The organism is Protofrankia symbiont of Coriaria myrtifolia (assembly GCF_900634755.1).
Classification (GTDB): domain Bacteria; phylum Actinomycetota; class Actinomycetes; order Frankiales; family Frankiaceae; genus Protofrankia; species Protofrankia coriariae.
Genome location: NZ_CAAAFS010000143.1, coordinates 19221 through 39234, shown reverse-complemented (window position 1 = coordinate 39234; position 20014 = coordinate 19221). Strand labels below are relative to the sequence as shown.

16 protein-coding genes, 1 tRNA gene and 1 pseudogene are annotated in these 20014 nt (G+C 71.8%); 4 read left to right on the top strand and 14 right to left on the bottom strand.

Annotated elements, in window-relative coordinates:
- On the bottom strand, positions 1 to 710 hold a 710-nt coding region (locus CM1CMNOD_RS08170; RefSeq protein ID WP_242625446.1), incomplete at its 3' end, for an inositol monophosphatase family protein.
- Between the two features lie 370 nt (positions 711 to 1080).
- Here CM1CMNOD_RS08170 and valS point away from each other — a divergent pair.
- Positions 1081 to 3720 carry a valine--tRNA ligase gene (gene valS / locus CM1CMNOD_RS08165; RefSeq protein ID WP_013873200.1) on the top strand — a complete coding sequence of 880 codons (2640 nt, stop codon included), beginning with the start codon at positions 1081 to 1083 and terminating at the stop codon, positions 3718 to 3720.
- Between the two features lie 64 nt (positions 3721 to 3784).
- Here the strand turns inward: valS and CM1CMNOD_RS22300 are convergent, their stop codons facing one another.
- Together CM1CMNOD_RS22300 and CM1CMNOD_RS24375 are read right to left on the bottom strand one after the other, a co-directional pair.
- Complete coding sequence (locus CM1CMNOD_RS22300; protein ID WP_207387477.1) at positions 3785 to 5023, bottom strand: hypothetical protein; 1239 nt, start codon at positions 5021 to 5023, stop codon at positions 3785 to 3787.
- 217 nt (positions 5024 to 5240) lie between these two features.
- On the bottom strand, positions 5241 to 5912 hold the full coding sequence (locus tag CM1CMNOD_RS24375) for a class F sortase (protein ID WP_013873198.1): 672 nt from the start codon (positions 5910 to 5912) through the stop codon (positions 5241 to 5243).
- Positions 5913 to 6003: 91 nt separating this feature from the next.
- Here CM1CMNOD_RS24375 and CM1CMNOD_RS08145 point away from each other — a divergent pair, with 91 nt between their 5' ends.
- Positions 6004 to 6621, top strand: a complete 618-nt coding sequence (locus CM1CMNOD_RS08145) for a hypothetical protein (protein ID WP_013873197.1) — start codon at positions 6004 to 6006, stop codon at positions 6619 to 6621.
- A gap of 308 nt (positions 6622 to 6929) precedes the next feature.
- Positions 6930 to 7003: transfer RNA gene (locus tag CM1CMNOD_RS08140), tRNA-Pro, on the top strand.
- 277 nt (positions 7004 to 7280) lie between these two features.
- Here the strand turns inward: CM1CMNOD_RS08140 and CM1CMNOD_RS22295 are convergent.
- The gene (locus CM1CMNOD_RS22295) at positions 7281 to 8657 is read right to left on the bottom strand and encodes an ATP-binding SpoIIE family protein phosphatase (protein ID WP_013873196.1); all 1377 of its coding nucleotides are present in this window, start codon (positions 8655 to 8657) and stop codon (positions 7281 to 7283) included.
- Positions 8658 to 8849: 192 nt separating this feature from the next.
- Between CM1CMNOD_RS22295 and CM1CMNOD_RS22290 the strand changes: the two genes are divergently transcribed.
- Entirely contained in the window at positions 8850 to 9104 is a 255-nt protein-coding gene (locus CM1CMNOD_RS22290) for a hypothetical protein (protein WP_013873195.1), read from the top strand.
- Here CM1CMNOD_RS22290 and CM1CMNOD_RS23930 read toward each other — a convergent pair.
- The 10 genes and pseudogenes from CM1CMNOD_RS23930 to CM1CMNOD_RS08090 all read right to left on the bottom strand — a co-directional run.
- Positions 9074 to 9697 (bottom strand): annotated as a pseudogene (locus CM1CMNOD_RS23930) (PAS domain-containing protein); the annotation flags it as partial. The gene CM1CMNOD_RS22290 and the pseudogene CM1CMNOD_RS23930 sit on opposite strands and share 31 nt — an antisense overlap.
- A 262-nt stretch (positions 9698 to 9959) precedes the next feature.
- Positions 9960 to 11333 carry a ribosome biogenesis GTPase Der gene (gene der, locus CM1CMNOD_RS08130; protein ID WP_013873193.1) on the bottom strand — a complete coding sequence of 458 codons (1374 nt, stop codon included), beginning with the start codon at positions 11331 to 11333 and terminating at the stop codon, positions 9960 to 9962.
- 62 nt (positions 11334 to 11395) lie between these two features.
- Positions 11396 to 12547 carry a lysophospholipid acyltransferase family protein gene (locus CM1CMNOD_RS23925; protein WP_013873192.1) on the bottom strand — a complete coding sequence of 384 codons (1152 nt, stop codon included), beginning with the start codon at positions 12545 to 12547 and terminating at the stop codon, positions 11396 to 11398.
- A complete protein-coding gene (gene cmk, locus CM1CMNOD_RS08120; RefSeq protein WP_043605783.1) occupies positions 12544 to 13254 on the bottom strand; it encodes a (d)CMP kinase in 711 nt (236 codons plus the stop codon). The genes CM1CMNOD_RS23925 and cmk overlap by 4 nt, the downstream gene beginning before the upstream one ends.
- Positions 13255 to 13629: 375 nt before the next feature.
- Entirely contained in the window at positions 13630 to 14877 is a 1248-nt protein-coding gene (locus CM1CMNOD_RS08115; protein ID WP_013873190.1) for a prephenate dehydrogenase, read from the bottom strand.
- Positions 14878 to 14985: 108 nt separating this feature from the next.
- Positions 14986 to 15732, bottom strand: coding sequence for a pseudouridine synthase (locus CM1CMNOD_RS08110; protein ID WP_013873189.1), 747 nt, complete (start codon positions 15730 to 15732; stop codon positions 14986 to 14988).
- A gap of 109 nt (positions 15733 to 15841) precedes the next feature.
- The gene (scpB, locus tag CM1CMNOD_RS08105) at positions 15842 to 16522 is read right to left on the bottom strand and encodes an SMC-Scp complex subunit ScpB (RefSeq protein ID WP_013873188.1); all 681 of its coding nucleotides are present in this window, start codon (positions 16520 to 16522) and stop codon (positions 15842 to 15844) included.
- Between the two features lie 13 nt (positions 16523 to 16535).
- Entirely contained in the window at positions 16536 to 17525 is a 990-nt protein-coding gene (locus tag CM1CMNOD_RS08100; protein ID WP_242625445.1) for a segregation and condensation protein A, read from the bottom strand.
- 412 nt (positions 17526 to 17937) lie between these two features.
- Positions 17938 to 18627, bottom strand: a complete 690-nt coding sequence (locus CM1CMNOD_RS08095) for a peptidase M50 (protein ID WP_013873186.1) — start codon at positions 18625 to 18627, stop codon at positions 17938 to 17940.
- A gap of 133 nt (positions 18628 to 18760) precedes the next feature.
- The gene (locus CM1CMNOD_RS08090; protein ID WP_013873185.1) at positions 18761 to 19747 is read right to left on the bottom strand and encodes a ParA family protein; all 987 of its coding nucleotides are present in this window, start codon (positions 19745 to 19747) and stop codon (positions 18761 to 18763) included.
- Positions 19748 to 20014 lie beyond the last annotated feature (267 nt).

The following is a 20014-nucleotide window of genomic DNA, read 5'->3' as shown; positions in this document are numbered from 1 at the left end:
GCTATGACGAGGTCGTTGGAGATCGGCCGGCCGTGCAGACCGCCGACCCGCAGGCCGGCCTCGGTCGCTACCAGCGCCCCGGCGGCGTGGTCCCAGGGGTGCAGGCCACGCTCGTAGTAGGCGTCCACCAGGCCGGCCGCGGCGGCGCCGAGGTCCAGCGACGCCGCGCCCATCCGCCGGATGTCACGCACCCGGGGGACGACCCGGGTCAGCACCGTCACCTGAGCGATCCGCCGTTGCACCGTGTAGCCGAACCCGGTCGCGACGAGCGCGTGCGCCAGGTCCGTGACGGCCGACCCGGACAGCGGCACACCGTTGCGGGCCGAACCGTCCCCGAGCGCCGCGGTGTAGGTGACGCCCAGGGCGGGCGCGTGCACGACACCCGCCACCACCTGCCCGTCGACCTCGGCCGCGATCGACACCGCCCAGTTCGGCAGGTTGTAGAGGAAGTTCACGGTGCCGTCCAGCGGGTCGACGATCCAGCGCACCCCGCTGGTGCCTGGGTCGTCGGCGCCCTCCTCGCCCAGCAGGCCGTCACCTGGACGTGCCTCGCGCAGCCGACTCGCGACCAGTTCCTCGGAGGCCCGGTCGAGCGCGGTGACGACGTCGGTGGGGGACGTCTTGGTCGTCTCGGCCACGACGTCACCGCTGCGGCCCCGCAGCAGCAGGTCGCCGGCCTCGTGGGCGACGTCGAGCGCCAGCGCGAGCAGGTCCGCCGGCCGCGGCCGCCCGGCCGCCGGGGCGCGGTTCGCCGGGGCGCGCTCGGGTACCGCAGCGGAGGTCGCGACGGCGGACGCGGTGGGGGCGGACGATGCGGTGGGGGCGGTGTCCTCGCCGGTGTCATGCACGGGATACATCCTGCCAACCCACACGCCCCGCCAGCCCGGCTCGCCCGCCACCGCCGGCTGCCTGCCGACGCGATCCCACCGCCGCGGGTGGCCGTCCGGGCAGGACGCGGACGCCGCGCCAGGACGAGGATCGGTGGAGGCACGAACCCGAGAAGGACGAGAGGGATCAGGCAGGGGGCCTGGTGAAGCCCGTGTCCGAGCTCACATTGTTCGACCCGTAGGATCGTTACCTGTGGTGACAGAAGAAGGCAGGAACCAGCACGACTCGGACGGCCGGGAGCAGCCCGCCGCCGACCGGTCCGTCCCTGGACGCTCCGTTCCCCAGCGGCCCACCCTCGACGGCGTCGAGGCACGCTGGTCGGCCGTGTGGCAGGAGCAGGAGACCTACCGGTTCGACCGGAGTGCCGACCGGGCCCGGGTGTACGCGATCGACACCCCGCCCCCGACCGTCTCCGGCTCCCTGCACGTAGGCCATGTCTTCTCCTACACGCACACCGACGTCATCGCCCGCTACCAGCGGATGCGCGGCCGTGAGGTCTTCTACCCGATGGGGTTCGACGACAACGGCCTGCCGACCGAGCGCCGGGTGCAGAACTACTTCGGCATCCGCTGTGACCCGTCGCTGCCCTACGACCCGGATCTCACCCCGCCGGCCAAGACCGGCAAGGAGCAGGTCCCGGTCAGCCGCCGCAACTTCGTGGAGCTGTGCGAGCGGCTGACGATCGAGGACGAGAAGGTCTACGAGCAGCTGTGGCGCCGCCTCGGCCTGTCCGTGGACTGGTCGATGACCTACGCGACCATCGACGCCCGTTCCCGGGCGGTGGCGCAGCGGGCCTTCCTGCGCAACCTGGAACGCGGCGAGGCGTACCTGGCGGAAGCGCCCACCCTGTGGGACGTGTCCTTCCGGACCGCGGTGGCGCAGGCCGAGCTGGAGGACCGGGAGCGTCCGGGCGCCTACCACTCGCTGGCATTCGCCCGCGCCGACGGCGGCGGGGACGGCGAGAACGTCGGTGGGGACGTCGTCGTCGAGACCACCCGGCCGGAGCTGCTGGCCGCCTGCGTGGCCCTGGTCGCCCATCCCGACGACGAGCGCTACCAGCCGCTGTTCGGCTCCACGGTGCGCACTCCCCTGTTCGACGTCGAGGTGCCGGTGCGGGCACACCGGCTGGCCGACCCCGAGAAGGGGTCCGGCATCGCGATGATCTGTACTTTCGGTGACCTCACCGACGTCACCTGGTGGCGTGAGCTGCAACTGCCCACCCGCGCGGTGATCGGCCGGGACGGCCGGCTGCTGCCCGACCCGCCCGAGGCGATCGTCTCGGCGGCGGGCCGGGCGCGCTACGCCGAGCTGGCCGGGCGCACCGTGCACGCCGCCCGCGAGCGGATCGTGGAGCTGCTGCGCGAGGCCGGGGCGCTGCTGGGCGACCCGCGGCCGATCAACCATCCGGTGAAGTTCTACGAGAAGGGCGACCGGCCGCTGGAGATCGTCACGACCCGCCAGTGGTACATCCGCAACGGCGGCCGGGACGAGGACCTGCGGGCGCAGCTGCGGGCCCGCGGCAGTGAACTGCACTGGTATCCCCCGCACATGCGGGTCCGGTACGAGAACTGGGTGGACGGCCTGACCGGCGACTGGCTGATCAGCCGGCAGCGTTTCTTCGGCGTGCCGTTCCCGGTCTGGTATCCGCTGGACGACGCCGGTGTCCCCCGTTACGACCGGCCGATCGTCCCCGACCACGCGGCGCTGCCGGTCGACCCGTCCAGTGACACCGCGCCCGGCTTCAGTGAGGACCAGCGCGGGGTTCCCGGTGGTTTCGCCGCCGACCCGGACGTGATGGACACCTGGGCGACGTCCTCGCTGACCCCACAGATCGCCGCCGGCTGGGGCAGCGACGACGACCTGTTCGCCCGGGTGTTCCCGATGGACCTGCGCCCCCAGGCGCACGAGATCATCCGGACCTGGCTGTTCTCCACCGTGCTGCGCAGCCACGCCGAGTTCGGCACGCTGCCGTGGACGAACACGGCCATCTCCGGGTGGATCCTCGACCCGGACCGCAAGAAGATGTCAAAGTCCAAGGGCAACGTCGTCACCCCGCTGGACCTGCTCGAACAGCACGGGTCGGACGCGGTGCGCTACTGGGCCGCCTCCGGCCGGCCGGGCACCGACACCACCTTCGACGTCGGCCAGATGAAGATCGGACGCCGGCTGGCCATCAAGCTGCTCAACGCGAGCCGGTTCGCCCTCGGCCTCGGCGCGGTCGAGGACGCCGGCACCGTCGGCGAGCCGCTCGACCGGGCGCTGCTGGCGACGCTGGCGGAGGTGGTGGACTCCGCGTCCACCGCGCTGGACAACTACGACTACACCCGCGCGCTCGAGCTGACCGAGTCGTTCTTCTGGCGGTTCTGCGACGACTACGTCGAGTTGGTCAAGGGACGCGCGTACGGCTCGTTCGGCGAGCCGGGCGCGGCGTCCGCGCGGGCCACCCTGGCCATCGCCCTGTCCACGGTGCTCGCGCTGTTCGCGCCGTTCCTGCCCTTCGTCACCGAGGAGGTCTGGTCGTGGTGGAAGCCCGGGTCGGTGCACCGTTCCCGCTGGCCGGAGGCCGGCGAGCTGCGCAAGATCGCTGACAGTGGTGACCCGCGTCTGCTCGAGGCGGTCAGCACGGCGCTCACGGCGATCCGGCGGGCCAAGTCGGAGGCGAAGGTGTCGATGAAGGCGGCGGTGGCCTCCGCGCGGGTCAGCGGGGACGCCGACCTGGTTGGCCTGGTCGAGGCTGTCGCGGCCGACCTGCGCAGCGCCGGCAGCATCACGGCGCTGACCTTCGACCGGGGCGCCGGCGAGCTGGCGGTCGACGTCGTCCTCGCCGGCTGACCGCCGCCGGCCGGGGTTGCCGCTGTTCCCCTGCCGGCGCCGGTTCCTCTGCCGGCGCTATTCCTTAGCCCTTGTAACGGACGCCGGTGACGGTGAAACGTTCCACCCCGCGCAGATGGCCGCCCGTGGAGGCGACCACGACCAGGCCCTGGCCCGGCTGGGCGTCGATCGTCACCGTCGTCCGCCAGGCTGAGTTCTGCCCGCCCGCGGGCAGGCAGCAGCGCTCCCCGGCGACCTGGCCGCCGTTGGGACCCGCCGCCGGCCGTACCTGCACGCGGATGCTCTCATCGACACCGGTGATCCGCCCGCCGGCCGTCAGCGACGCCGTCACGGTCGCCCCGTAGGCCGGCTGGGTGAGCGAGAAGGTGGTGTCGTCGGTACCGACGACCTCCCACGGCGCGTCGCTGCCGGAACCGAACCGGACGAGATGGACGACGGCCGCGATGCCGGTACGCTCACCCTCGGTGGCGTAGCCGACCTGCACCCGGGCGTGCTCCCCGGTCACGGTGCTGACCAGTGTCCGGTCGATGTCGGTGAAGCCGAGGAAGTCCCGGGCGAAGGACAGCGCGGTGGACGCCGGGTCGAGATGCCACGGCTGATGCCCGTCCGGACCGCCGCCCGTCTGCCACGCCCGCGCGTCAGCGGCGCTGGCGAAGGGCCACAACGGCTGGTACGGGAAGTCCGCCGCGCCCGCGGCGGCACCCGGTGTCGCCGCCCCCTGGCCGGTGCCGGACTGCCCGGTACCCTGCTGCCCGCTGTCTGGCTGGTTCGTCGTCCCGGGCTGGCCGCCGACTTCTCCGACGGATGCTCCCGCGGAAGGTGACACCTGCGCGATCCCTGCCCCCGCGTCCGTGCCCGCGCATCCGGTGAGGGCCGCCAGCGCCAGCAGGGCCGCCACAAGCATCGCCGCCGGCAGACCCGCCAGCGGCGTCGAGGACGTCCGGGATGCCGGGGACGCCGGCTCACGCCCGTGGTCCCACGGACGAACGGCCGCCCGTCGCCGATCATCGTGTGACGTCAGTCCACGTCCGTGTCCGCGCGCGCGCCCATGCCCGCGCCGCCGCGGGCCGCGGGTCCTGCTCCGTGGGGAGGACGGGCTCTTCCCGGCGCCCCGCCCGGTTCGGCGCGAGAACGCGCGCCCGGGCACCCCGTCCGCACTGGTCACGCCGATCACACCGATCACGCCGATCACACCGATCACGCCGATCACACCGATCACACCGATCACACCGATCACACCGATCGCACCGAGCGCACGGAGTACGGCAGCCGCGCGGACAACCGGTGGCACCGAGACGTTCATGGCCCCTCCCCGGGATCGCCTGTCTCAGCGAAGGGTAACGCCCGCTATGGCATACATCTCTTCACGCAGCGTATACGTCGGTGTCATGTACACGTCGCTCGGCCATCCAGCCCTGGGCTCCCGCGCCTCACTCCCGCGCCTCGGCCGCCGCGGCGGCGGCCGGTGGACCCGTTTCCGTGCCCGCCGCATCTCCCGAGCCGCTGAGCAGCGGCCGTACTCACGCCGGGTCGGCGATGGCGTGCGCGTACACGATCACATTCTTCAGATAGTGGCGGGTTTTCTTGTCGAAAGCACCGCCACAAGTGATCAGCCGTAGTTCCGGACGATCGGACCGGCCATACACCTCCGCCACCGGAAAATCGTCCTTGGCAACTTCCTGAATACGGTCGACCGTGAACCGCACGGTCGTCCCGTCCGTACGGTTCACCTCTACCGTGTCCGACTTTCTGAGCTTGTCGAGATGGTAGAAGACCGCCGGCCCGGTCGTCGAGTCATAATGCCCGACAAGTACGGACGCGCCGATGTCGCCGGGCCGCGGCCCATATTCGTACCAACCGACGTCGGTCCAGGATGTCGGCACTTCGAGGGTCCCGTCCGCATTGAGACCGACCGACCCGACCGGCGCGGACACGCCCACTTCCGGAATACGCAGAAAAGTCGGCGGGCTGTTCTGCCGCCGCCCGCCGTCAGCCGGATCCTGCGGTACCGCAACTGCTGGTGCTGGCGCCGGCCCCGCGCCGGTCCCCGTAGTGGCTGTCACATCGGGCGCCCCGACCAGTTTCCCATATTCGGACGAAACAAACTTCTGACCGCTCACCCCGATCAGGAGAATTCCGACCAGAACCAACCATCGCGCCGGCCGGACAACCTTCGGTCCCGTCGTGGCCATATCGCGTTCCACGCCTTCCCCTGGACATCAGATGGCTATGGTGTAGCCCGCGGTAACAATACCGCCGCAGTACGAGAGAAGAGGAAAGGTCATGACGCACAAAATCGGCCGGGGCGTGGTGATGCTGGCCATGTCAGCCGTCACCGGGCTCTTCGTGGGGTTCGGCCCCACAGCCGCATTCGCGGACGGGCCGTCGGATTCCGGCGCTTCGACGATATCCCCCGCGGCCACCCAGCAGCAGAATGGTGGGCAGTCCTGGAGCGGCGACGGGGCGAACGGATGGCCCCAGCTGCCCATCCAGCTGCCGACCCCGCAGCCTCCCGAGCAGGGGGAGAACGGCCAGTCCGCGCAGTCCGGAGGCGGCGGCTGGTCCGGCGCGAACCCGTCCCAGTCATCGGGCGGGTCCGGCAGCCAGGGCGCGGCGCCGGGCGGGGGCCAGTGGCCGGGGCAGTCCGGTCAGCAGCAGGGCCAGCAAGGTGGTCAGCAGGGCCAGCAAGGTGGTCAGCAGGGCCAGCCCTCCGGGCAGGGGCCGGGCCAGTCAGCCACCCAGAAGCCGTCCTCCGAACCGGTCCCGCAGGGTGGCGTACATGCGGGTGGCGGCGGTATGGCACCGTCGTTCCCGATCGCTCCCATCGCCGGCGCTGGACTCGGTGTCGCGGTGCTCGGTGCCGGCCTCGCCGCTCGCCGCAGGAGCCACGCGACGCGGTGACCAGGAGGTCTGGGCACGCTGAACCGCCTGGCGTTATACCCAACCGCCCCTGGCGTATACCCAGCGTGCCCAGACCGGCCGATCCGGGTGGATGCCGCCGCCGACCTTCGCCGCATCCACCCGGATCACCTCCTCCCAGACGCCCCGTTCCAACCTCTCGCCACGGGACCTCCCGGCAGCCCTTCGCCGGTGGCGAGACTGACGGCCCATTCGTCCTCGACATAGCGGACGACCAGCCGGGGCAGCCGCTACAACCAGCCGGGGCGCCTGCCACGCCGGCGGGATCATAAGGTAACGTGGTCGACGTACGGGACGTGGCGCAGCTTGGTAGCGCACCAGACTGGGGGTCTGGGGGTCGCAGGTTCAAATCCTGTCGTCCCGACGCTGGAGCGAGGCTGCTGAACAGGGCTATAGGTCCTGGTCAACAGTCTTTTTCGCGTCTCCATGATGCCAGGTCAGTCGATCAACCCGGGCGGGCGTTGGGACCATCTGGGGACCGATCGCCGGTCAGCCCTACCCTGGACATACGCCTTGGTGGTGGTCGGCGGTCAGCCACAGCAGTGCGTCGCCTCACCGTGGAGGCGGAGCGCGCATTACCGCCTGCGAGCCTGCTGCGCCGGACAGTCCCTCCTCGACCGGCGGCGGCCCGTCGGGAGCGGTCAGTGGCCGGTCGGGAATGGCTGCTCGGCCCAGATGATTTTGCCGTGTGGGGTGTGGCGGGTGCCCCACCGTTGGGTGAGCTGGGCGACGAGGAGCAGGCCGCGGCCGCCCTCGTCGAAGACGCGGGCGCGGCGCAGGTGAGGTGCGGTGCTGCTGGCATCGGAGACCTCGCAGATGAGACTGCTCTCGTGGATCAGCCGGAGCTGGATGGGCGCGACGGCGTGGCGGATGGCGTTGGTGACCAGTTCGCTGACCACGAGCTCGGTGACGAAGGACGCCTCCTCCAGCCCCCAGGCGGCGAGCTGGTCGGTGGCCATCTGACGGGCCTGGGCCACCACCGCCGGGTCCGCGGGCAGGTCCCAGATGGCGACCTGGGAGGCGTCCATGCCCTGGGTACGGGCGAGGAGTACGGCGACGTCGTCGGAGGGGACACCGCCGGGCAGCAGCGCGTCCAGCACGTTGTCGCAGATCTGCTCCAGGGAGGACGTGCTGTCGCTGGCGGTCAGGGCACGGCTCAGCCGGTCGAATCCGGCGTCGGCACCGGATTCGCCGGACTCGATCAGACCGTTGGTGAACAGGGCGATCAGGCTGCCGTCGGGCAGCTCCAGCTCGACGGACTCGAAGGGCAGGCCACCGAGGCCCAGCGGGGGGCCGGCGGGCAGTTCGGGGAAGTCAACCGTGCCGTCCGGGGCGACGACGGCGGACACGGGGTGGCCGGCACGAGCGAGCGTGCAGCGGCGGAAGAGCGGGTCGTAGACCGCATACAGGCAGGTGGCGCCGATCTCCCCGGCCGCTGCTGTCTGCATTTCCTCGGCTCCTGGGCCTTCTTCCCGGTCGGCTCGGTCAGCCAGACGCAGGACGAGGTCGTCGAGATGCGTGAGCAGCTCGTCGGGCGGCATGTCCATGTCGGCGAGGGTGCGGACCGCCAGGCGCAGGCGTCCCATGGTGGCCAACGCCTGGATGCCGTGCCCGACCACGTCGCCCACCACGAGGGCAACCCTGCCTCCGGACAGCGGGACGACGTCGAACCAGTCACCGCCCACACCGGCCCCGGAGCCGGAGCCGGCCGACGGATGGCGGGAGGCGACCGCCACCGCCACATACGGGGACGTGCGCTGCGGCAACATGCTCCGCTGCAGGGCCAGCACGGTGTTGCGCTCGTGGGTGTAGCGGCGGGCGTTGTCGATGCACAGGGCCGCTCTGGCCGTGATCTCCTCGGCGAGAAGCAGGTCATCGGTGTCGAACAGGTCGGGGGTGCGGTGCCGCAGGAACACCGCGAGCCCGAGGGTCGTCCCGCGGGCGAGCAGCGGTACCACGATGAGGGAATGGATCCCGTACGCGCGGGCACTGCGTGCACGCGCTGTGTCATGCTCCAACCACGGTCATGCTCCAACCACGCCTGAATGTCGGGGTTGTCGATCGCGTACCGCGACGGCCTGCCGGTGACCAGGGCACAGGCCAGAGGCGAGTCCCCGGAGTAGCGCTCTGTCTTTCCCGGCTCGACCGCGGACTCCGGGCAGCCATCCAGGACGGACTGCTGTGCGGCACGGCGGAGGAGCACGCCTGCGGTGGCCCGGCGCGGATCCGCCTCGTTGTCACCGACGGCGGAGTCGAGCAGGTCGACGCTGACGAAGTCGGCGAACTGCTCGGTGGCCACGTCCGCCAGCTCCTGGGCGGTCCGCATCGTGTCCAGCGTGGTTCCGATGCGGACGCTGGCCGCGTTCACGATGGCCAGCCGCTGCCTGGCCCGGTACCGCGTGGTGGTGTCGAGGGCTGCTGTCGACACCCCCCGCACCGTGCCTGCGGGGTCCTTCACCGGGTAGAGGAAGACCGACCAGGCGTGCGCATGGCTCTCGCCAGGCAGCGGGGTGACCATTTCCAGAGTCGACCGTTCCCCCGTGCGGATCACCTGCGTCATCAGTTGTTCGACCTGGTCGGCGATAAGGCTGGGGAAGATCTCCCCCGGACGGAGTCCGAGTACCGCCTCTTCCCGCGCGGCTATGACGCGCTGCGCTTCCTCGTTGCCTCCCACCATGCGCTTCTCGCGGTCGTAGATCCCGAGGACGATCGGCATCTGGTCGAGTGCCCAGTTCTTGAGCGCCGCCGCCGTGTCATGGCGCGAACCTGGTTCACCCGGCTCGAGAGCCACCACGACCCAGCCGCTGTTTCCCCGCGTACCGTGCGTCGGGGCCGCGTGGACGTCAACCTCGACGGCGCGGCCGTCCCGGCGCCGCAGCATCACTCGGCCGTTGCACTCCTCCCGCCGCTCGATGCCGGGTAGCGCCGACGCCGGAAGGTCCACGGCAAGAAGGTCCGCCGCGGCGCGTCCCACCACCTCGTCCGGACGATAGCCCAGCAGCCGACCGGCTCCTGCCGTCCACGCGGTGAGCACGCCTCGAGCGTCCAGCGCGACCATCGCTATGCCGGCCACTGCCGCGGGAACGTCAGCCCCGTCTCGTGAAGGCTTTCTTTCGCTCATCCATACTCGTCTCGGCATTGCCGAAGCCCGCGACCTGCCGAGCTGCCGACCTGCCATCCCGGCGAATCAGGCCCTGTACCCATTGCCACCGAGCATGGCACTGTGCAGCGGACCGCTCAACCAGACGGATACCGGCAATCAAGAGAATCGATCTGTCACCGATCTCATGGTTGGTGCTCCTTTGTCTCGTTCAGGCGGCTCAGTGGCGTTTCTCGCCCCGTTCACGGACCCGGACCGAAATCTCGATCGGCGTTCCGGCGAAACCAAAATCCTCGCGCAGGCGGCGTTCGAGGAAGCGGCGGTAGGCCGGCTCCAGGAAACCCGTCGAGAAGATGACGAAACGCGGCGGGCGCACCCCGGCCTGGGTCGCGAACAGCACCCGGGGCAGCCGGCCGCCCCGCGACGGCGGCGGAGTGGCCGCCACGACCTCCCCCAGCCAGGCGTTGAGTCGGCCGGTGGAGATGCGCGTCCCCCACGACTCCAGCGACGTCCGCAACGCCGGGGCCAGCCGGTCGACCGCCCGGCCGGTCGCTGCCGAGACGTTCACCCGCGGCGCCCAGGCCACCCGACCCAGATCCCGAACGATCTCCCGTTCCAGCGTCAGCCGGCGGTCCTCGTCGAGCAGGTCCCACTTGTTGAACGCCAGCACCAGGGCCCGGCCGGCCTCGACCACCATGGTGATCACCCGCTGGTCCTGTTCGGTGAGCGACTCGCTGGCGTCCAACAGGACGATCGCGACCTCCGCGGCCTCCAGCGCGGCGGCGGTGCGCAGCGACGAGTAGTACTCCGCCCCGCTGGCCTCCCGCACCCGCCGACGCAGACCCGCCGTGTCGACGAACTTCCAGGTCTCCCCGCCGACCGTCACCAGTTCGTCGACCGGGTCGCGGGTGGTGCCGGCGACGTCGTGCACCAGCGAGCGCTGCGTGCCGGCCAGCCTGTTCAGCAGGCTGGACTTGCCGACGTTCGGCTTGCCCAGCAGGGCGACCCGCCGCGGGCCGTCGATCTCCTCGAAACGTTCCCGGGGCGCCGGCGGGAGGGCTTCGAGGATGGCGTCGAGCAGGTCCCCGCTGCCCCGGCCGTGCAGGGACGAGACGGGGTGCGGCTCACCGAGCCCGAGGCTCCACAGCGCGGTGGCGTCGGCCTCGCCGCGGGAGTCGTCGACCTTGTTCGCCGCGAGGACCACCGGCAGCCCGCTGCGGTGCAGCACGCGGGCGACGGCCTCGTCCGCGTCGGTGGCCCCGACGGTGGTGTCGACCACGAACAGCACCGCGTCGGCGGTGTCGAGGGCGGCGCGCGCCTGCTCGGCGACCCGGGCCGCGAGCCCACGCGCGTCCGGCTCCCAGCCGCCGGTGTCGACCACCACGAAACGGCGGCCGTTCCAGGTCGCGTCGTAGGCGACACGGTCCCGGGTCACCCCGGGGACGTCCTCGACGACCGCGGCCCGCCGGCCGAGTATCCGGTTCACCAGCGTCGACTTGCCGACGTTGGGGCGTCCGACAACGGCCAGGACCGGCTGGCGGTCGTCGATTCCGGACCGGCCCGCGGCGGAGTCCCGCGGTGCCTGCGAAGCCACACCCACAACGTCCTCGTCTCTGTGCTCTCTGTGCTCTGTCGGATCCGGATCTCTGCGGATCTCTACCGCCTGCCGGATCCGGTCGGCCCGGGGCCGCCTCGCCGCGGCCGGCGGCTCACCCTGGCCGCCCAGCGCGGTCCTGGCCGCCGGGCGGGCGGCGCGGCCGGGGCGGGCAGGGGCGCGGGTGTCAGCCGGGCCTGGGCGAGATGGTCGGCGAGCCGGACCCGGATGCCCTCGGCCACCTCGGCCAGCGCCTTCCGCGACCGTGGATTGGCCGGGATCTCCACCTCGAACGGATGCCCGAAGACCATCCGTGCGTGGACGGAGCGCCGCGGCCAGTATGCCCCCCTCGGCAGGACCTGCCCGGTGTCGACACAGGCGACCGGCACTATCGGGCAGCGGCCGTGAACAGCCAGGTAGGCGATGCCGTGCTGGACGGTTTCCACCTCGCCGCTGCCCCTGGTCCCCTCCGGGAACACCCCGATCGCGCCGCCGCGGGAAAGCTCGTCGAGTGCGGTGTGCAGCGCGAACCGGTCGGGCCGGCCCCGGTTGATGGGGATCTGCCCGGACAGCAGCAGCAGCCGGCCGAGAATCCCGGTGTACAGTTCGGACTTCACCAGGCAGCGGACCGTGCGCGGCGCCTCGATCACGACCAGGGGCCCGTCGAGCAGGCTGCTGTGGTTACTCGCGAAGATCAGCGGTCCGGTGGGCGGGACCCGGTCGAGCCCCTCGGCCGTCAGGCGCATGACGACTCTGTTCAGGATCAGGCGGAACAGTGGTTTGAGCACCGTGTGCAGAATGTCGTTGTACGGCCGGGACGCCGCGGCCCGCCGGGACACCGCCGTGGACGGCCGCCCGCCGCCCGGCCCTCCGCCGCCGCGCGGGGCACCGGCCACGGAACCGACGCCCCGCGCGGCGTCACCCCGCACAGCGCCGGCCGCGGGAGCATCGCCCCGTGGGACGTCAGCCTGCGCGTCATCAGTCTCGGAAACATCGCCGTTCGAAGCACCACCCGGTGCGACACCGCCCTGCGCACCGGCGAGGGCATCGCCCTTCGGAGCGTCACCCCGCACACCGCCGGTCGCAGAAGCGTCACCCCGCGAAGCGTCGTCCCGTGGGCCGCCGGTTGCGGGAGTACTGGTCGCGGGAACGCCGGTCGCACTGGCCACGCTGGCTCGCGGCGCGCCGTCCCGGGGGTCTTCGATCGTCGTCATGACGCTCGGGCCGATGCCTGTTCATAGTGCCGTAGGACCTCGTCCACGACGTCCTGGACGGACAGAGCGGTCGAATCGAGCACGATCGCGTCGTCGGGGACGGCCAGCGGGTCCGCGGCGCGGGTGCTGTCCAGGGCGTCCCGGCGGTCGAGTTCGGCAAGGGTGCGGGCCACGTCGTCGACGCCCCGCTCGCCCAGCTGGTGCGACCGGCGCAGCGCCCGAACCTCGGTCGAGGCGGTCAGGAACACCTTGACCGGGGCGTTCGGGGCGACGACCGAGCCGATGTCGCGGCCCTCCACCACGATGCCCACCGGCGACGCCTCGGCGATGATCTGCTGCTGGCGGATGACCAGGCGCCGGCGGACGGCGGGCACCGCGGCCACCGCGCTCACCGCGTTGGTCACCGCCCTGGTCCTGATCAGGTCGTCCACGGGCTCGCCGTTGACGGCGATCGTCGGATTGTCCGGGCTGGTACCGATCGTGAGCACCGCCCGCTCCGCGAGCTCGGCGACCGCGTTGTGGTCCTCGATGTCGATCCGGCTCTCCAAGGCGAGCTGGGTCACCGCCCGGTACATCGCGCCCGTGTCGAGATACCGCAGGCCGAGTCGACGGGCGATCTCCCGGGCAACCGTGCTCTTGCCCGACCCGCCGGGCCCGTCCACCGCGATGACGAGCCCGTCGCGGACCAGCCGCTGCGGCGACGTCACACCCGTCACACCTGTCGTGGCCGGCGCGGGCCCGTCGGGCCGCCAGGACTCGGCGCGGCGGCCCTCACCATCTGCGGACGCCTCCTGAGCGCCGGTAGCCGACGCAACCACCGGCTCACGCCAACCGCGGTCGTGTTCCACCGTTTCCTCCGTCCGGACGCGACATCTGCACCACAACCACAAACCCGTCTACACCAGAAACCCGTCGGCAACCGACGCGGTGAAACCGGCCCGCCCGATCCGGATGCTCACCCGAGCCGACGCCGATGCGGTCAACCCGGCTCAGGCTACCCGGGGCCGTCCATCCGGGAAGGATGGCGTCGCGCCCGGGTAGGCGCCCGGGTAGGGCGGCCTTCCGGCCAGGGCGGCTGGCGGTCACGAGCGGCGGTAGGCGGTCCATCCGGCCGCGGCCAGCCTGTCCAGCAGGGAGTCGACGATGTCCGGCGCGACAGCGAGTTCCACGATGCCGGCCGGGGCGTCGAGATTGTGCTCGAACGCGGCGATGTCCTCGACGTTGATCTGCCAGTCGCCGATCGCGGTGAACAGGGCGCCCAGCTGGCCGGGCCGGTCGGCGAGCACCACTCCCACCCAGGCCCACGCCCACGGCCGGGACACCGCGCCGGCCTTGCGCGGCAGCAGTGCCCGACCGGCGTTGCCGCCGGCCATGAGCGTGCGGACGGCCAGCATGACCTCCTGCTCGCTGCCCTGGTCGAGGACGTCGGCGAGCTGGGTGAGCCGCGCGGCCAGCAGGCGTGCCCGGGCCGCGACCGGGCCGCGGTTGCCCTCCAGGATCGACGACCACAGGCCGGGATCGCTGTCGGCCAGCCGGGTGACGTCCCGGAATCCCTGGCCGGCCAGCGCCAGCTCGCCGGTGGCAAGATCGGGCGTGGCCGCGGCGAGTAAGCTCGCGACCACCTGCGGCAGGTGGGACAGGGCGGCCATGGCCTGGTCGTGCCGGTCCGCGGTCGTGCGCACCGGCGTGGCACCGCAGGTGTGGGCGATCGCGACGGTGGCCGCCAGCGCGGCCGGCGAGGTGTGCGGCAGCGGGCAAACCACCCACGTCCGCTCGGCGAACAGGTCGGCGCGGGCCGAGGCCGCGCCGCCGCGCTCCCGCCCGGCGATCGGATGCGCCGGGCACCACGTCGACAGGTCGCAGCCCGTCTGCACGGCCTCGACGATCGGCCTGGCCTTCACGCTGGCGACGTCGCTGACGGTCTCGGCGATCCCGGCCCGCTGCAGCCGCCGCAGCTCCCCGGCGACCGCGTGCGGGGGGACGGCGACCACCGCGTGCTCGACCGCCTCCCCGTGCCAGGGCCGGCCGGCGCCCATGACCTCGGCGACCTTCACCTGTTCGGTGTCGATGTCGGCGAGCAGGACGTTGACGCCGCGGCCGGTCAGCGCCAGCCCGATGCTGGTACCGATCAGCCCGGACCCGACGATCCCCACCCGCTGCGGCGGCGGCCCGTGGCCGGAGGATCGGGATGCGCCGGATGTGACACTCACCGCGCCACCATAGTTCGCGGACGGGTCGTGGGTGTTTCCACGGGTCGACCACTGGTTGCCCGGCGTGTTCCCCGTGTCCGCCCGCGCCTTTCCGGGCTTTCCTTCCGTCTCCCCCTTCATGCCCTGTTCTGTCCCGTCCTGCCCCGCCGCCCGTGTCCCGTCCCGCCGCCCGCGCCGCGGGGGCGTCTCCCACCCGTCGCCCTACCTGCCAGCCACCTGTCGGCTTCGTTACAGGCCGACCTCGCGGTAGAGGACGCCGACCTCGCCCCGGGAGAGGTGCCTGGTCCGGCCCACCCGCAGCGAGCCGAGGTGCACCGGGCCGATCCTGGTCCGCACCAGCCGGCGCACCGGATGGTCGACTGCCTCCATCAGGCGGCGTACCACCCGGTTGCGCCCCTCGTGCAGGGTGATCTCGAGCATGACCCGTGAACCGGCCGAACCGACGATACGGACGGCGTCCGCGCGCACCGGGCCGTCGGCGAGTTCGACGCCCTCGCGCAACCGTCGGGGAACGTCCCGGCCGACCGGCCCCGCGACCTCGACCAGATAGGTCTTGGCGACCTCGAAGGACGGATGTGACAGCCGGTGGGCCAGCTCCCCGTCGTTGGTCACCAGCAGCAGGCCCTCGCTGTCGACGTCCAGCCGCCCGACGTGGAACAGCCCCGGGCCGGCGTCGGTCACCAGGTCCGCGACGGTCGGCCGGCCGCGGTCGTCCGACATCGCCGAGAGCACCCCGACGGGCTTGTTCAACGCCAGGTGCACCAGGCCCGCCCGGGTGACGACCCGTTCGCCGTCCACCTCGATGATCGCGGTCTGCGGGTCGACCCGCATGCCCTGCGTCTCGACCACCCGGCCGTCCACCCGCACCCGGCCCGCGGCGATCAGCTCCTCGCTGTGCCGGCGGGAACCGACCCCGGCCGCGGCGAGCACCTTCTGCAGGCGAACGCCCTCTGCGTTCGCGTCACCGGCCGTCATGGGCCTCCGTCCTGTCCGCGAGCCTGTCACAGCTCTTCGATCCGTCATGGGCCCTGCCCTCGATCCGTCATCGGGCCTCGGCCCGTCCGCGGGCTCCGCTCGTGTCCGGTCACGGGCCCTCGATGTCGTCCACGTCGGCGATGCCGGGCAGCAGCGGGGCCAGCGGCGGCAGCTCGTCGAGATGCCGCAGGCCCATCCGTTCCAGAAAGTAGTCGGTGGTCCGGTACAGGATGGCACCGGTGTCGGGGTCGGTCCCGGCCTCCTCGACCAGCCGGCGGGCGGTCAGGGTACGGATCACCCCGTCGGCGGACACCCCGCGCACCGCCGAGATCCGCCCGCGGCTGACCGGCTGTTGGTAGGCGACGACCGCGAGGGTCTCCAGCGCCGCCTGGGACAGTTTCGGGCTCTGCCCGGCGAGGACGAACCGCTCGACCCAGGGGGCGCACGCCTCGCTGGTGTAGAAACGCCAGCCGCCGCCGACGTCCCGCAGGCTGAAGCCACGGCCGTCGGCGATGTACTCCAGGGCCAGTTCGACGAGAACGCCCTCGACCTCGGTGGCGGGAACGCCCAGGCTCACCGCGATCTCGGTGACCGGCACCGGGTTCTCCGCCACCATCAGGATCGCCTCGACAAGGGCCGGCAACGGCGGCCGCGGCGCGTCATCCTCCGCGCCCGATCCGCCCGCGTGCCGTTCGTCCGGATCCGGTTCGTTCTCGTCCGGTTCGTGTTCGTCCGGGCTGTCGGCCGCCACGGTTTCGCCGCCGGTGAGCGGATCCGCTTCCCCCGTCATCCTGGTTCCCCCGTCACTGCCGTCGTGATCCTCGTTTCCGGCTTCTGCCGGGCCCGGCCGGCCCGACGTCGTCGACATCCCCGGAAGCGTCGGCATCCCCGACGGCGCTGGTGACGATGCCGCGTACGCCATACGTACCGCCCACGTCGCCCACGTCGTCCACGCCGTCTGTGCCGTCTGTGCCGTCTGTGGCGTCCGTCGCCTCTCGCGGTTGCCGCCTGGAGTCCGCGGGGTCGGTATCAGCTACCCACCGTACTGTCAGCTCTCCCAGCGGAACCTCCTGGAAGAAGGCGACCCGGCCCTCCCGGAAGAGCTCGAGAAGGGCGAGGAAACGCGCGACCACCTCGATCGTCTGCCGGCAGTCCGCGCACAGCGCCTGGAACGACGCGCTGCCGAGCTCACGCAGCTTCTCCAGCACGGCGAGCATGTGCTCGCGGATGTTGATCCTCGGCAGGTGGACGTGGTCGGTGGCAACCTGCGGGGGCAGCGGAGGCTCCCGCAGCCGGGCCGCGAGCCGGGCGAGATCGGCCGGCCCGATACCGATCTGCACCTCGGGGAGAGCCTGCGCGTAACGCGGTTCCAACGGCACGGCCCGGGGGACGTGGCGGGCCTCGAGCGCCATCAGGCCCACGAACAGCAGCGACGCCTCCTTGTAGGCCTTGTACTGCAGCAGCCGGGCAAAGAGCAGGTCACGGGCCTCCAGCAGGGCGAGGTCCTCCACCTCGTCATCGGAGATCGCCCCCGGCAGCAGGCGGGCCGCCTTGAGGTCGAGCAGGGTCGCGGCGATCACCAGGAACTCGGTGGCCTGCCCGAGGTCGAAACCGGGGCCGAGGCGGCGGATGTGCGCCACGAACTCGTCGGTGACCTGGGAGAGCGCGACCTCGGTGACGTCCAGCTTGTGTTTGGCGATCAGGGACAGCAGCAGATCGAACGGCCCGCTGAAGTTGGCGAGCTCGACCACGAAGGAGCTGCCGGCCCTGCCGCGGCCGGTCGGCACCGCCACTGCGGGCGCTCCAGCCTCGGGTGCCGCGGTCCCGGGCACTCCAGCCTCCGGGCCCGTGCCGGCCTCCGGTGCCGTGGTGGTGTCGCGCGGCGCCTTCCTGGGCGCTCTGGCGCCCGGCGCGGCATTCCTGGGCGTGGTGGCACCGGGTGCCGGCGTGGTCACGCTCGGCCGAGGAGATGTCCCGGTCCGTGCCATGACACGACGCTACCGCCGCGGCGGCACGAGCCGTCCCGGGCCACCGCACGTCCGTTCGAGCGCGGCCGGCCGCCCGCCGGACGCGGGCAGGCCGGACCGGCCGTCCCCAGTGCTGGTTGCGGCAGCCGGCCGTCCAGCGGGCACGGCTGGGTCCGGTCGTCCGGGCCGGCGGGACGACCGGGTGGTCCGAGCCGGCGGGCGGATCCGCGACAGGCGCTCAACCGACGTCGACGCCGACGATGCTGCCCAGCCCCCGCAGCAGCGGCAGGATGAGCTGGCCGATGACCGAGGGAAACGACACGAACAGCACCGGCAGCAGCAGGATCACCAGCAGGATGACGATGCCGATGTTGTTCTCGCGGAGCTGGTAGTTGGCCCGGTGCCAGCTCGGCGACTGCGGGCCGAGCAGGAACAGCACCCGCCCGCCGTCCGCCGGTGGGACGGGGATGAGGCTCAGGATGAACAGCGACCCGAACGTGCCCGCCATCCACAGCAGCAGTTGGGCGAGAAAGCTACCCGCGCCGTCGATCTCCAGGACGCGGTCACCCTCGGCGAACAGGACCGGTTCGGAGACGAACTTGAACCCGACGATCGCGGCGAACGCGAGCAGCAGGTAGGCCAGCGGACCGGACAGCACCGCCGTGGCCACGTGGAACCGCCGTTTGCGCCACACGTCGTTCATGGGTACCGGCTCGGCCCAGCCGACCCCGGAGATGAGCATGGCGACCCCGCTGAACGGGCTGACCCGGTGTTTCAGCGACGCCGTCAGGCGCCCGCTGCGCAGCGGGCTGGGGTCCCGCAGCAGCCTCGCGACGAGGACCTGCGCGCCGTCGTGAGCGTGGATCCCGATGAGGAGCGCGAGAGCGATCCCCAGTAGCGCCGCGGGTTCGGCCAGGTAGAACAGCACGCCTCTACAGGTTCCTTATCCCGTCCCGGATCCGTCCCGCTTCCTGGACGTACGTATCCCCGTCGTCGCCCACCGGGCCGACCAACCGACTAACCAGCCAGCCAACCGACCGCCCGACCACGCTCCCGGCCGCTCACCCCGCCGCGGACGAGGTCGCGTGCCGGGCCATCAGCTCGCGGGCCAGCCGCCGGTAGCCGTCCGCGCCCACGGACGTGGGCGCGTAGGTGGTGATCGGCTCGCCGGCCACGGTGGTCTCCGGGAAGCGTACCGTCCGGTTGATCACCGTGTGGAAGACCTCGTGCGGGAAGCGTTCCACCACCCTGGCCAGCACCTCCCGGGCGTGCAGGGTACGCGCGTCGTACATGGTGGCCAGGATGCCGGCGAGCTCCAGGCTGGAGTTCAGCCGGTCGCGCACCTTGTCGATGGTGTCCAGCAGCAGGGCGACGCCGCGCAGGGCGAAGTACTCGCACTCCAGCGGGACGATGACGGCGTCGGCGGCGGTCAGCGCGTTCACGGTCAGCAGGCCCAGGGACGGCTGGCAGTCGATGAGGATCACGTCGTAGACCGAACGCACCCGGGACAGGGCGCGGGCCAGGGTGTGCTCCCGCCCGACCTCCGTGACGAGCAGCATTTCCGCGGCCGACAGGTCGATGTTGCTCGGCAGCAGGTCCAGCCCGTCGACCTGGGTGGGGACCAGCACCTCACCGATCTCGGACTCGGTGCCGATCAGGAGATCGTGCACGGTGTGCTCGAGCACCATCGGGTTGATGCCGAGGCCGACCGAGAGCGCGCCCTGCGGGTCGAAATCGACCAGCAGGGTGCGGCGGCCGTATTCGGCGAGCGCGGCACCGAGATTGATCGTGCTCGTCGTCTTGCCGACGCCGCCTTTCTGGTTGCACATGGCGACCACCCAGGCGGGCCCGTGTGTCGACACCGGCGGCGGTACCGGAAAGACGGGCAACGGGCGTCCGGTGGGCCCGATCTCGCCGGCGTCGCCATCGGTGGCGGGGAGGTCGGCGGCGTCGAACTGGCTGTCATCGGGCAGCGCTGGTTCCCCGACGGTCATCCGCCCGTACGGGGGGCGTACCGGGGCCGCCATCGGCGAAGTATCGGCGGTCATGTCGAGGGACCTGCTCCCTTCTTGCGGATCGGTGCGCGGAGAGCAGAAGCGGACCGACAGGAGCGTACCGACCGATGGTCGGACGCATCCCGCCGGGTCGGTGGCCGCGACCCGGCGCAGCCGATGTCCCCGTTGTTCCGGTCCGCTCCCGGCGGGTTCCACCGATAGCGACAGACAGCTCTCAATAACAGTTGGTAACTATACCGGGACGTATTTCCACCGGCGGGAATTGCCGGCCCACTGTGAACGGTGCTTGGCTTGAAGCCT